At 67.8% G+C, this 12,515-nt stretch carries 12 protein-coding genes and 1 pseudogene; 6 read left to right on the forward strand and 7 right to left on the reverse strand.

Annotated elements, in window-relative coordinates; translation table 11 throughout:
- The 3 genes and pseudogenes from NI2_RS34480 to NI2_RS18200 all read left to right on the forward strand — a co-directional run.
- Positions 1–362: pseudogene (locus tag NI2_RS34480) on the forward strand (cell surface protein); the annotation flags it as partial.
- 11 nt (positions 363–373) lie between these two features.
- Positions 374–889 (forward strand): M78 family metallopeptidase domain-containing protein, encoded by a 516-nt coding sequence (locus tag NI2_RS18195; protein ID WP_067492264.1) that lies wholly within the window; start codon positions 374–376, stop codon positions 887–889.
- Positions 886–1,917 carry a hypothetical protein gene (locus NI2_RS18200; RefSeq protein ID WP_067492265.1) on the forward strand — a complete coding sequence of 344 codons (1,032 nt, stop codon included), beginning with the start codon at positions 886–888 and terminating at the stop codon, positions 1,915–1,917. The genes NI2_RS18195 and NI2_RS18200 overlap by 4 nt, the downstream gene beginning before the upstream one ends.
- 77 nt (positions 1,918–1,994) lie before the next feature.
- Here the strand turns inward: NI2_RS18200 and NI2_RS18205 are convergent, their stop codons facing one another.
- Positions 1,995–2,411: a helix-turn-helix domain-containing protein gene (locus NI2_RS18205; protein ID WP_019044759.1), complete on the reverse strand. Its 417-nt coding sequence runs from the start codon at positions 2,409–2,411 to the stop codon at positions 1,995–1,997.
- Positions 2,412–2,776: 365 nt separating this feature from the next.
- The gene (locus tag NI2_RS18210; RefSeq protein WP_067492308.1) at positions 2,777–3,940 is read right to left on the reverse strand and encodes a steroid 3-ketoacyl-CoA thiolase; all 1,164 of its coding nucleotides are present in this window, start codon (positions 3,938–3,940) and stop codon (positions 2,777–2,779) included.
- 132 nt (positions 3,941–4,072) lie between these two features.
- On the opposite strand from NI2_RS18210, the gene NI2_RS18215 reads away from it, so the two are divergent.
- A complete protein-coding gene (locus NI2_RS18215; protein ID WP_174552215.1) occupies positions 4,073–5,353 on the forward strand; it encodes a cytochrome P450 in 1,281 nt (426 codons plus the stop codon).
- A gap of 58 nt (positions 5,354–5,411) precedes the next feature.
- On the opposite strand, the gene NI2_RS18220 is transcribed toward NI2_RS18215, so the two are convergent.
- From NI2_RS18220 to NI2_RS18240, 5 genes are read right to left on the reverse strand one after another with little or no spacing between them, the layout of a single operon-like run.
- The gene (locus NI2_RS18220; RefSeq protein ID WP_067492266.1) at positions 5,412–5,813 is read right to left on the reverse strand and encodes a nuclear transport factor 2 family protein; all 402 of its coding nucleotides are present in this window, start codon (positions 5,811–5,813) and stop codon (positions 5,412–5,414) included.
- Positions 5,810–6,694 carry a TIGR03619 family F420-dependent LLM class oxidoreductase gene (locus NI2_RS18225; RefSeq protein WP_067492267.1) on the reverse strand — a complete coding sequence of 295 codons (885 nt, stop codon included), beginning with the start codon at positions 6,692–6,694 and terminating at the stop codon, positions 5,810–5,812. Before NI2_RS18225 ends, NI2_RS18220 begins: the two co-directional genes overlap by 4 nt.
- Positions 6,691–7,860, reverse strand: coding sequence for a thiolase family protein (locus NI2_RS18230; protein ID WP_067492268.1), 1,170 nt, complete (start codon positions 7,858–7,860; stop codon positions 6,691–6,693). Before NI2_RS18230 ends, NI2_RS18225 begins: the two co-directional genes overlap by 4 nt.
- Positions 7,857–8,870, reverse strand: a complete 1,014-nt coding sequence (locus NI2_RS18235; protein ID WP_067492310.1) for a thiolase family protein — start codon at positions 8,868–8,870, stop codon at positions 7,857–7,859. The genes NI2_RS18230 and NI2_RS18235 overlap by 4 nt, the downstream gene beginning before the upstream one ends.
- A 16-nt stretch (positions 8,871–8,886) precedes the next feature.
- Complete coding sequence (locus NI2_RS18240) at positions 8,887–9,855, reverse strand: Zn-ribbon domain-containing OB-fold protein (protein ID WP_067492269.1); 969 nt, start codon at positions 9,853–9,855, stop codon at positions 8,887–8,889.
- 61 nt (positions 9,856–9,916) lie between these two features.
- Here NI2_RS18240 and NI2_RS18245 point away from each other — a divergent pair, with 61 nt between their 5' ends.
- Together NI2_RS18245 and NI2_RS18250 are read left to right on the forward strand one after the other, a co-directional pair.
- Positions 9,917–10,954 carry an LLM class F420-dependent oxidoreductase gene (locus tag NI2_RS18245; protein WP_067492270.1) on the forward strand — a complete coding sequence of 346 codons (1,038 nt, stop codon included), beginning with the start codon at positions 9,917–9,919 and terminating at the stop codon, positions 10,952–10,954.
- A gap of 21 nt (positions 10,955–10,975) precedes the next feature.
- Entirely contained in the window at positions 10,976–12,511 is a 1,536-nt protein-coding gene (locus tag NI2_RS18250) for an acyl-CoA synthetase (RefSeq protein WP_067492271.1), read from the forward strand.
- The last annotated feature ends 4 nt before the right edge of the window (positions 12,512–12,515 follow it).

The following is a 12,515-nucleotide window of genomic DNA, read 5'->3' on the forward strand; positions in this document are numbered from 1 at the left end:
CGCCCGCGCTGCCCGCGATCGCGATCCCGCCCGCACCCGGCATGCCGTCGATTCCAGGTGTCGCCGCGCCGAATGTGGCTGTGGCAGCACCGGCCCCGGCCGATGCGCCGCCGCCCCCGGCCGCCGCACCCGCGCCGCCTGCCGCCGCCGCGCCCGCTCAGGCCGCCAAGCCCAATCACGAGGTCCGGCCCACCAGCGACAACAACGGCCTGCCCGAACCCGAACTGCTGTCGGTGATCGGCGGTCTGATAGCGCTCGCCCTGGCCGGGACCGGTTCGGGCGCAGTGAGTTTTCAAGGTGCCGCGGCCGCCCAGGCGCGGGTGAACGCGGCGCGTGCCGAGTTCTTCGGACCGAGGTCGTGAGGGGATCTTCGATGAGCAAGAGCAAGACCCAGTCCACCTCGCGGTCCTATCGTCGCGTCGCCGCCGCCGTCGACGCGGTGTGCGCGGTCGCCGCCGACTTCGACGCGACCACCCTCGATGAGGTGGTCGCGGCGGTCTCGCTCGAGCGGCAGCGCGAAATCGAGATCACCAGTGCGCAATTGGGCCCCGGTGTGTGCGGCCAGCGGCGCTTCTACCCCGAGCGCGACATCATCGTGCTCGCCGACGCCCTGCCCAGCCGCGACCACACCCTCGCCCACGAACTCGGCCACATCGTGTTCGACCACGAGGGCGCGCCCGCGGTCGAGACGACACTCGAGGTCAGCGACGACCTCATCGCCTACATGCTCAGTCAGCGCGCCCACGCCCAGATCGTCGAGGACGGAGCCGACGACCTGGCCGAGTGGGAGGCCGAGACCTTCGCGGCCATGCTCATGACACGACTGCGCGTCTTCAACAACCGGGGCGCAGGCGTCTCGGTCCTTCGATTCGATGAGGCACTCGGATGACACTCTGGTTGACAGCCCTGCTGGTCTGGGTTGCCGCGGGTGCGCGAGTGGGGCGCGTGCTCGTCAAGCCCGCGACAACGGCCCGCGTGGCCATCGTCGTCGCGGTCGCCGCCGTCGCACTCGCCTCGACCGTCGCCATCCCCGATATCGCCGTCGCCGTCGACAACCTGCTCCCGGGCGGCCTGCACAGCGGCTGGCTGTCCACGGGCATCGTCGATTCGGCGTGGATCCTCTTCACCACCGCCACGTCGGTGGTCGCGTCCGCCGCCTGGCCGGTCGTGTCGCGACGCAACCTGCGCCAGGTCGCGATGATCGTCTACGGCATCGGCGCCCTCGCCATCGCGCTGACGCTGGCCTGGTCGTTCACCTTCGGCTGGATCGTCGTCGCGCTCGGCGCGGTCTTCATCGTCACCACCGGTCTGCGCAATCTGGACTGGACCACGCTGGGTCGCGGCATCGCGATCTACACGGCGGGAACGGCATTGGTGGCCGTGCTGGCCTTCGCCAACGCCGGCCGCGCCTTCCAGGGTGCCGAGCCGACCCCGCCCGGTCAGCCGACGTGGGGCTGGCAGGCATGGGAGATCGCGAGCCTGCTGATCTCGCTCGGCGCGGTGTCGATCGTCATCGAGCTGTGGTGGCGGGCCCGAATTTTGTTGCGGCGCATCCGCCCGCTGCACAAGCTGATGGTCGGCAGGTTCCCGGAGGTCGTCGCACCCGAGCAGAACGCCACCTCGGCGCAGCTGAAGGCCTCCGACCACGTAGCCCAGGTGATGGACGCGCTGTATCTGCTCTCGGGCAGCGGCATCGTCATCCCGGCGGCGGGCGAGCCGCCGAACTCCGTCCCCGAGCGCGCGGCCGTGGTGGCCGAGTGGGCGCGAAACCCGTTGGGGGACTTGTTCGTAGACGCGCGCTGGATCGCGCCGCCGCCCGGCGTGAGCCCACGCGGCTGGGTGCTGGCGCTGGCGAAGCGATACGAGGTGGCGGTGGCCACGGCGGGCGCACCGCAGAACGCCGCCGCGTCGAGCTGACGCAGACAACAAGAACGGGCCTGAGCTGGTGTTTCCACCGGCTCAGGCCCGTTCTTCGCGTATCCGCCTGGTTGTTCCTATTCCGTTCCGTCCGGAGGAATTTCGGGCAAGCCTTCGCTGGCCCGCAACTTCTCCGCCATGGAGGTGAGCAGATTCTGTGATTCTTCCGAGAGGTCGAATGCCCTGCTGGACAGACGACGCAGCCCGTAACCCTGCAGCTGCGCAAGCAGTTCCAGGTCGTGATCGATCTTGGCCGCGTAGATGTCGTTGAAGAAGTAGTCAGGCTTGACCTTGAAGAACTTCGCCAGGGCGGCCACCGTCTCGTCGGACGGGTTGGTTCGTTGTCCCGACCGCAGCTGCGAGAGATACGGCTTGGAGATCGGATGCCCGGAGGCAGTCAGCGCAGCCGCAACCTCTGCGTTGGTGTGCGGCTTGCGCCCCGGGGGATGCACGGTTTCGAACAGCTTGTTCAGCCGCGCCGCGAAATCAGCCATTGTGAGCCGCCCAATTCCCTTCACTGTACTAACAGTCGTTATCTCGGATACGTATCATTGATATTAGCGGCTCAGTAACTGAAAACCTACGCCTGATTCAGGATTTCTCTGCGGATTCCGACGCTCACCTGCGTACAGGGCCCGCGACGGCCGCGTTTGCGGGGTCACGTCAACGACTCTTGTGGAGTCGATGGGTGCCGGAGTTCGTGCCCGTCGCGGGGGTCTTCCACCTCGGACCCATGATAGCCCAAAGATTGCTGATGTCTCATCATCCCCCTCGCCCCTCGGATCGTGTGGCGTACGACACGTTCCGGGCGCCTGGAGATGAATGTTCAACCTGGGCGCCCGGTTTCGGTACGTCCAGTCTACAGCCGTTCGATGATCGTGCCGGTCGCGAGGGCTCCACCGGCGCACATGAGAACCATCGCGGTTCCCTTGCCGGTGCGTTCGAGCTCGTGTAATGCGGTCGTGATCAGACGAGAACCGGTGGAACCGACAGGATGCCCGATTGCGATCGCACCGCCGTTGACATTTACCCGTTCCATGTCCGGCTGATGTACAGAAGCCCACGAAAGGGCAACCGCCGCGAATGCTTCGTTGATCTCGAAAAGATCGATATCGCCGATCGCCATTCCCGAGCGTTCCAGCAGTCGCGTGCATGCCTGCACAGGTCCGTCCAGATGGAACTCCGGTTCGGCGCCGACGAGTACCTGGGTGCGGATCCGTGCGCGCGGACGCAAACCCTTTCGGCGGGCGACGGTTTCGTCCATCAGGAGCACCGCCGCCGCGCCGTCGGAAATCTGCGACGAGGTACCCGCGGTGTGTAGGCCGTCGGTGACCACCGGCTTGAGCTTGGCCAGCCCCTCGATCGTGCTCGCGCGCAAGCCCTCGTCGCGGGTCACCTCGGCCTTCTCGCCGGTCGGCGCACCCTCGCTGTCGAGCACGGGCGCGACCACGGGCAGCACCTCGCGATCGAAACGGCCTTCGGCCCAGGCGGCGGCGGCCAATTGCTGTGAGCGCAGGCCAAATCGGTCGAGGTCGTCGCGAGTGAGCCCGCGCCGCCGCGCGATTCGCTCGGCCGCGCCGAACTGATCGGGCAGATCGATCGACCACGACTCGGGCCTGCGCGGCCCCGCTTCCGTGCCCACATTGGCGCCGAGCGGCACCCGGCTCATCGCCTCGACACCGCACGCCATGCCGATGTCGATGGCCCCGGTGGCGATCAGCCCCGCGACGAGGTGGTTGGCCTGCTGTGCCGAACCGCACTGGGCGTCGATGGTCGTCGCGCCGGTCTGCCACGGCAGGCCCGCGTGCAACCACGCGACGCGGGTGACGTTGTTGGACTGCTCGCCGGCCTGGGTGACGCAGCCGCCGATCACCTGCTCCACTTCGGCCGGATCGAGATCAGCCCGGTCGAGCAGTCCGCGCTGGGCCAGGCCGAGCAGTTCGGCCGCGTGCAGGCCGGAAAGCCGCCCGCGCCGCTTGCCGATCGGGGTTCGCACTGCCTCGACGATTACCGGTGTGCCCATCTGCATCTCCCTCTGAACTGCAACGTGTTCTGTTTATGTAAGCGGGGCAAAACCGCGAGGTTCTTCCGTCGTGGCATACCCTGTGCTTGAATGATTGTAGAACGTGTTTCAGTTTGTCGAAGGAGACATCTGGTGGTAGATCCGCGCAACGAAGCCACGGGTACCCTGCCGAACCTGCCCGAGGGGTTCGACGTCACCGACCCGGCCATCTACGCCGAGCGTGTCCCGGCGGAGGAGTTCGCTGAGCTGCGCCGGTCGGCGCCGATCTGGTGGAACCCGCAGCCGCCCGAGGTGGGCGGTTTCCACGACGACGGGTTCTGGGTGGTCAGCAAGCACGCCGACGTCAAGGAGGTCTCGCGCCGCAGCGATGTCTTCTCGACCTACGAGAACACCGCGATCCCGCGCTTCAACGACGACATCAAGCGCGAGCAGATCGAGCTGCAGCGCTTCGTCATCCTGAACAAGGACGCCCCGGAACACACCAAGCTGCGCAAGCTGATCTCCAAGGGCTTCACCCCGCGCGCGGTGAACAGCCTGCGCGCCGAGCTGTCCTCGCGTGCGGAGAAGATCGTGAAGGCCGCGGCGGAATCGGGCGGCGGCGACTTCGTCACCCAGGTGGCCTGTGAGCTGCCGCTGCAGGCGATCGCCGAACTCATCGGCGTGCCGCAGGAGGACCGGATGAAGGTCTTCGAATGGTCCAACGACATGACCGGCTACGACGATCCCGACAATGTCGATGTCGACCCCGTCGCCGCGTCGATGGAGCTGCTCGGCTACTCGTACCAGATGGCCGAGGCGCGCAAGGCCTGTCCGGCCGACGACCTGGTCACCACCCTGATCGAGGCCGACGTCGACGGTGAGTCGCTGAGCGCGGAGGAGTTCGGCTTCTTCGTCATCGTGCTCGCGGTCGCCGGCAACGAGACCACCCGCAACGCGATCAGCCACGGCATGATCGCGTTCATGGAGAACCCCGATCAGTGGGAGCTCTTCAAGAAGGAACGCCCCGCCACCGCGGTCGACGAGATCATCCGCTGGGCCACCCCGGTCACCTCCTTCCAGCGCACCGCGCTCGAGGACACCGAACTCGGCGGCGTGCAGATCAAGAAGGGCCAGCGCCTCGTGATGCTGTACCGCTCGGCCAACTTCGACGAGGACGTCTTCGAGAACCCGGAGAAGTTCGACATCATGCGCAAGGAGAACCCGCATCTGTCCTTCGGCGGCACCGGCGCGCACTTCTGTGTCGGCGCGAACCTGGCCCGCCTGGAGATCGAGCTGATCTTCAACGCCATCGCCGACCACCTGCCCGACATCACCAAGATCGGCGACCCCAAGCGTCTGCGCTCGGGTTGGCTCAACGGCATCAAGGAGCTCCCGGTCGACTACAAGACCAAGGGATGCCCGGTCTCGCACTGAGGCCACCAGACAGAACAGCCCCGGACCGAAAGGCCCGGGGCTGTTGTGTTTTCGGCGTTCAGGAGGCCTTGCGGCTGGTCGCCATCGCCCGGTCGACCTCCCAGAAGGCACGCAGCGCCGCGATCTTGCCGTCGGCGTCGACCTTGTAGGTGAAAACGCCCTCGGCATCGATGAGGTAGCCGGCCATGGTGGTGCGGATCAGGCCGGTGAAGGCGATCTCGTTGCCGCAGGCGAAGGAGTCCTCGAACAGGAACTCGATCGAATCGGTGTTGGCGATGGCCTTGTCCCAGAACGCGCCGATCGCCTCGTGGCCGCGATGGCCCACGCCCTCGGGGTCGAAACCCGACGGGCCGACGGGATCTTCGACGATCCCGTCCTCGGCGAACAACGCGATCCAGGCGGCGCGATCCTTGGCACGGACCGCGGCCTGGGATGCCAGTCCCGCATCGCGCGCGTTCACGACGCCGCCACGATGGGATCGGCGATGTACTTCTCGGCGAAGCGGCGCAGCGAGTCCTGTTTGGCGGCGAGTTCACCGTCGAAGCCGATGCCGTCGAAGAGCCACGGCACCACGATGATGTCGGTGACGCCCGCGTCGGCCAGGTCTTGATAGCCGCTGCGGCCGTGGCGATCGATGCAGACCGCCTGGATCTCGAAGGGTTCGGTATCCCTGCCGTACTCCGCCCGCAGCGTGCGCAGGGTCGCGATGGTCTCGGTGAGCTCGTCGAACTTCATCATCGCCGAGGTCCAGCCGTCGCCCACGCGGGCCGCGCGGCGCAGGGCCGGACCGGTGTGGCCGCCGATGTAGAACGGCACCCGCTCGGTGGGAGCAGGGCTCATCTGCAACGGGTCGAAGTCGAAGAACTCGCCGTGGTACTCCACCATGCCGCCGTCGAGGACGAGTTTGATGACCTCGATCATCTCGTCCACCCGGGCGCCACGCTTGGCGTAAGGCACGCCGCACCACTCGAATTCCTCGGGCGCCCAGCCGATTCCGACGCCGAAGCCGAAGCGGTTGCCCGACATGTTGGCGATCGAGCCGACCTGGCGGGCCAGCAGCAGCGGATTGCGGGAGCCCAGCTTGAGCACGTTGGTGTAGAACCGCAGGTTCGTCGTCACGGCCGACATGGACGCGGCGGCGATGAGCGGATCCACCCACGGTGTCTCCGGGCCCCAGAACCGGCTCCCGTCCGGGGTGTACGGATAGTCGGCGCTCTGGGACTTCATGTAGAACAGCGAGTCGGGCAGGCCGATCGAGGTGAAGCCGCACTCCTCGGCCGTCTCGGCCAGCTCGGTGAGCTGGTCGAGCGGGCTCAGCGCGACCCCGAGAGTGAATTTCATTCGGGGCGCTCGCTTCCCACGACCCACATCGCGAAGTACTGCGACCCGCCACCGTAGGCATGGCCGAGGGCCTTACGCGCGCCCGCCACCTGGTAGTCGCCCGCCCGGCCCATCACCTGCTTGGCCGCCTCGGCGAAACGGATGAGGCCCGATGCGCCGATGGGGTTGGACGAGAGCACCCCGCCCGACGGGTTCACCGGCAACCGGCCGCCGATCTCGGTCTCGCCCTTGTCGGTGAGTTTCCAGCCATCGCCCTCGGCGGCGAAGCCGAGGTTCTCCAGCCACATCGGCTCGAACCAGGAGAACGGCACGTAGATCTCGGCGACGTCGATCTCCTCGAGCGGATCGGTGATGCCGGCGGCAGCCCACAGAGCGGCGGCCGCGTCGCGACCGGCCTGCGGATTCACCTGATCGCGCCCGGAGAAGGTGGTCGGTTCGGTGCGCATCGCGGTGCCGTGCACCCAGGCGACCGTCTTGCCCTGTGCCTCGACGGCGGCCGCGGCCTCGGCGTTGCCGAGCACTACCGCGCAGGCGCCGTCCGAAGAAGGGCAGGTCTCGTCGAATCGGATGGGGTCCCAGAGCATCTGGGAGGCCAGCACGGCTTCGAGGGTGATGTCGGGCTGGTGCAGGTGCGCGAGGGGATTCTTGGCACCGTTGCGCCGGTCCTTCACCGCCACCTGGGCGCCGATGTGCATGGGCGCGTTGGAGCGGCGGATGTAGGAGCGCACGTGCGGGGCGAAGTATCCGCCCGCGCCCGCGCCGACCGGCATGGTGAACGGCACCGGAATCGACAACGCCCACATGGCATTCGACTCCGACTGCTTCTCCCAGGCGATCGCGAGCACCTTGCCGTGCACACCGGCCTGCACCAGGTTGGTGGCGACGATGCCGGTAGACCCGCCGACCGACCCCGCCGTATGCACGCGCAGCAGCGGTTTGCCGATGGCGCCGAGTGCTTCGGCCAGGTACAGCTCGGGCATCATGACGCCCTCGAAGAAGTCGGGCGCCTTGCCGACCACGACCGCATCGATCTCGTCGATGGTCAGGCCCGCGTCGTCGAGCGCGCGATCGATCGCCTCACGGCACATGCCCGCCATGGACACGTCCGCACGTTTTGTCACGTGATGTGTTTGACCGGTGCCGAGCACCGCTGCGGGGAAGCTCATGATGCCTCGGATTCCAGGACGGCGACCAGGTTCTGCTGCAGCGCTGGGCCGCTGGTCGCATGGGCGAGGGTCCGGTTCGCGGTGCCGGACATGATGGCCGTGGCGGCATTGCCGATCCGCTCGAGACCCGCCGCGAACATCGGGTTGGCCGCGAGCGCACCGCCGGACGGGTTGATCGTTGTATCGGGGGACAGGCCGATCGCCTCGGCCAGGATCAGCTGCTGATGGCTGAACGGTGCGTGCAGTTCGGCCACGTCGAAGTCCGTGTTGCCCCGCGTCACCGCCGCAGCCGCGCGGGTGGTGGACGGCGAGCGGGTCAGGTCGCGGACGCCGAACCCCTGGGCGTCGATATTGTGCGCCATGCCGGTGATCCAGGCCGGGCGCTCGCACAGTTCGCGTGCTCGGTCGCCCACGGCGAGCACGATCGCGGCCGCGCCGTCGGTAATCGGCGCGATGTCGTGCGCCCGCAGTGGGTCGGCGACATACGGTGCGGCGAGCAGGGATTCGATGTCGGTACCGGCGACGGCCGCCATGTCCTGTTCGGTCCAGCGTCCCGCGTCGAGTCCCGCGCGCGCCTGCAGGCCCGCGACGGAGACGGAGTCGGGCCACAGCGGGCCGACCAGATACGGGTCGAGTTGCCGACTCAGCACCTGGCGCAGCGTGCCCGCCGATGACTTGCCGAAGCCGTACACGAGGGCGGTTTGTGCCTGTCCGGAGAGCAGTTTCACCCACGCCTCGTAGAGCGCCCACGCGGCGTCCATCTCCACGTGCGACTCGTTGATCGGCGGCACCGCGCCGATCGCGTCGACCGCCGAGATGAACGAGAACGCGCGCCCGGCAAGGTAATCCGAGGAACCCGAGCACCAGAAGTCGATGTCGGACTTGGTGATGCCGAGGTCGGCGTAGAGCTGCTGGAAGCACGGCACGAGCATCTCGACGCCGTTGGTGGTGCCGAAGGTCTCCGGCACGTGCGGTGCGTGGGCGAACCCCACCACCGCGATTTCGGGAATAGTCACGTCGCCTCTCTCAGAGGTGGTGCTGGTAGGACTCGTACGGGGCATCGGGCTCACCCGTCGGGCGGAAGTGGTCGATATTGGCCAGTGCGTGGCCCCACTCCTCACGGGGCTTCCACACGGCCTCGACCCGCATACCCATGCGCACCTCGGACGCCTCGCACCCGAGGACCAGGTGCAGGAACGGGATATCGGCACCGTCGAGAAGCACGTAGGCGGCGACGTAGGGCGGCTTGATCCGCTGGCCGAGGAACGGCACGTTCACGATGCAGAAGGTGGTCACCGTGCCCTTGTCGGGCAGTTCGACCAGGTCGTCGGTGGGGGTGCCGTCGGTCGGGTTGGCCCCGCGCGGCGGGAAGTACACGGCCCCACCCGCTTCGGAGCGTCCGCCGATCAGCTTGCCCTCGGCGAGGCCGCGCAGGTACACGCTCTCCTGGGGCGAGGCGGTGTGCTTGTAGCTCATGTCGACGGGCGTCACCAGCACGGTCACCGGCTCGGCGGCGTCCTCGGCGGGTGGCGCGGTCGCGCCCTCGCCCGGCTCGAAGCAGGCGATGTCGGCGATGGTGCCCGCGCGTTCCTCGGCCCAGCGCACGCGCACCCGCATCCCGGTGCTCACCTGCGCGGGCTCGGTCACGTCGAGGGCGTGGAGCATGCTGGTGTCGGCACCGTCGAGCTGTACGAGCACCCAGGCGAACGGGCGGTCGAACGGCTGACCGGGTAGCGGCTCGGCCACCCACGTCCACGATCGCACCGTGCCGGTCGTCTCCACCTGTACCAGTTCGGCCAGCGGGGCCGAGGTGATGGGATCGTATTCCTGGGCGGGCACGAGCACCCGGCCGTCACTGCCGCGCACGCCGAGTATGCGGCGTTCACGCAGTCCGGTCAGGAAGGCTCCGATGATCGGTCCGACGGATCTGGTGTAGTCGAACTGCACCCGAAGGGGTGCACTCAATACTTCCACTGCGGTATTCCCCTGGGTCACGATATCGAGTAGAACAGGTTCTTATTCTGCACGCAAGGATTCGCCGGAAAGGGCGTCGGCCATGAAATTCGGACTGCAACTCGGATACTGGGGTGCGCAGCCGCCCACAAACGCGGGCGAGATGGTCGTCGCGGCCGAGGAGGCCGGGTTCGACGCGGTGTTCGCGGCCGAGTCCTGGGGGTCGGATGCCTTCACCCCACTGGCCTGGTGGGGCTCCGCCACGCAGCGCGTGCGGCTTGGTACTTCGGTCGCCCAGCTGTCGGCGCGCACCCCGGCGGCGGCCGCCATGCACGCGCTCACGCTGGATCATCTCAGCGGTGGCCGGGCCATCCTCGGGCTCGGTGTGTCCGGCCCGCAGGTGGTGGAGGGCTGGTACGGGCAGCCGTTCGCGCAGCCGCTGCGGCGCACCCGCGAGTACGTCGACATCGTGCGCAAGGTGCTGGCCCGCGAGGCGCCGGTGACCTCCGACAGTCAGGCCTACGGCCTGCCCTACACCGGTCCCGGCGCCACCGGCCTGGGCAAACCGCTCAAGCCGATCGTCCATCCACTGCGCGCCGACCTGCCGATCTGGCTCGGCGCCGAAGGGCCGAAGAACATCGCGCAGACCGCCGAGATCGCCGACGGCTGGCTCGCGATCTACTACGCCCCGCGCCTGGCGGGTATGTACAACGAGTGGCTCGACGAGGGCTTCGCGCGGCCGGGCGCACGGCGTTCACGCGCGGATTTCGAGATCGCGGCCAGCGCGCAGGTGGTGGTCACCGACGATCCGGCCGCCGAGATCGAGCGGATGCGCTGGGTCACCTCGCTCTACATCGGTGGCATGGGCGCACCCGACCTGAACTTCCACGCCCAGGTCTACAAGCGGATGGGCTACGACAAGGAGGTCGACGAGATCTCGGCGCTGTTCCGGGCCGGGCGCAAGGCCGAGGCCGCCGCCGCGGTGCCCGACGAGCTCATCACCGACACCGCGATCTTCGGCGACGAGGCGCACGTCCGCGCCCGATTGCGGGAATGGGAGGACGCCGGTGTGACCATGATGCTGATCTCGGTTTCCGATGCCGAACAACTTCGTCGGCTCCAACCCCTTGTTACGCGGTAGAACACGTTCTAAATTCGTAGGGTGAGCAGTCAGCAGACAACGGAAATCCTCGGACTGTGGAATATCGCCGCGGCCGAACCCGAGCGGGTCGCCGTCGTCGACCCGGACGGCCGGGAGATCACCTATCGAGAATTGGCCACCCTCGCCAACCGGTACGCCAACGGGCTACGCGGAATCGGATTGCGAACCGGAGACGTCGTTGTCAGCATGCTGCACAACGGCGTCGAGGCGATCGCCGCGTACTTCGCCGCCTACCAGTGCGGTTTCTACATCGTCGCGGTCAACTGGCATCTGACCGCGCCCGAGATCGCCTACATCCTCCAGGACAGTGAAGCCTCGGCCTTCCTGGCGAGCGAACGGTTCGCCGCCACCGCCGCCGCGGCCGCCGACGAGGCCGGACTCCCCGCCGACGCGCGGTTCGCCGTGGGCACCATCGAGGGCTTCCGGCCGGTGTCGTGGCTCGGCGCGGCCGATACCGGCAGGCCGGACGAGCGCTCGGTCGGCGCACCGATGCTCTACACCTCCGGAACCACCGGGCGCCCCAAGGGCGTTCGCCGCCCGCTGACCGGCGCCGATCCCGACGAGGTCCCCGCGCCGAACAAGGCGTTCTTCAGCCTCTTCGGGCTGGCGCCCTACGACGACCACGTGCACATCTGCGGTTCGCCGCTCTATCACACCGCCGTACTGAACTTCTCGACCATCTCGATCCAGTTGGGGCACAAGCTCGTGCTGATGGACCGGTGGGACGCGCAGGACATGCTCGCGCTCATCGAACGGCACCGGGTGACCCACTCGCACATGGTGCCGACCCAGTTCCACCGCCTGCTCGCACTGCCCGAAGAGGTGCGCGCCCGCTACGACGTGTCGTCGCTGCGCAGCATGGTGCACGGCGCCGCGCCGTGCCCGCCGCAGACCAAGCGGCAGATGCTGGACTGGTGGGGTCCGGTCGTCACCGAGTATTACGCCGCCACCGAGGGCGGCGGCACGGTGATCTCCGGGACCGAATGGCTGGCCAAGCCGGGATCGGTCGGCAAGGCCTGGCCGTGGTCGGTCATCAAGATCCTCGACGAGGCCGACGGCACCGAATTGCCGCCGGGCAAAGAGGGTCTGGTCTACATGAAGATGGGCGCCTCGAGCTTCGAGTACCACCACGCCAAGGAGAAGACCGAGGAGTCGCGCGTCGGTGATCTGTTCACCGTCGGCGACATCGGTTACCTCGACGAGGACGGTTATCTGTTCCTCTGCGACCGGCGCTCGGACCTCATCCTCTCCGGCGGCGTGAACATCTACCCGGCCGAGATCGAAGGCGTGCTGATGAGTCACCCGAAGGTCGCCGACGTGGCGGTTCTGGGTGTGCCCGACCCGGATTGGGGTCAGCAGGTGAAGGCGTTCGTGCAGCCGGTCGACGGTGTCGCGGGCGACGACGAACTCACCACCGACCTGCTCGCCTTCGCGGCCGGTCAGCTCGCCAAGTACAAGCTGCCCCGCACGGTGGAATTCCGTGCGGAGCTGCCACGCGACCCCAACGGCAAGCTGTACAAGCGTCGGCTGCTCTGAAAGA

The sequence above is a fragment of the Nocardia ignorata NBRC 108230 genome (assembly GCF_001612905.1).
Classification (GTDB): Bacteria; Actinomycetota; Actinomycetes; order Mycobacteriales; family Mycobacteriaceae; genus Nocardia; species Nocardia ignorata.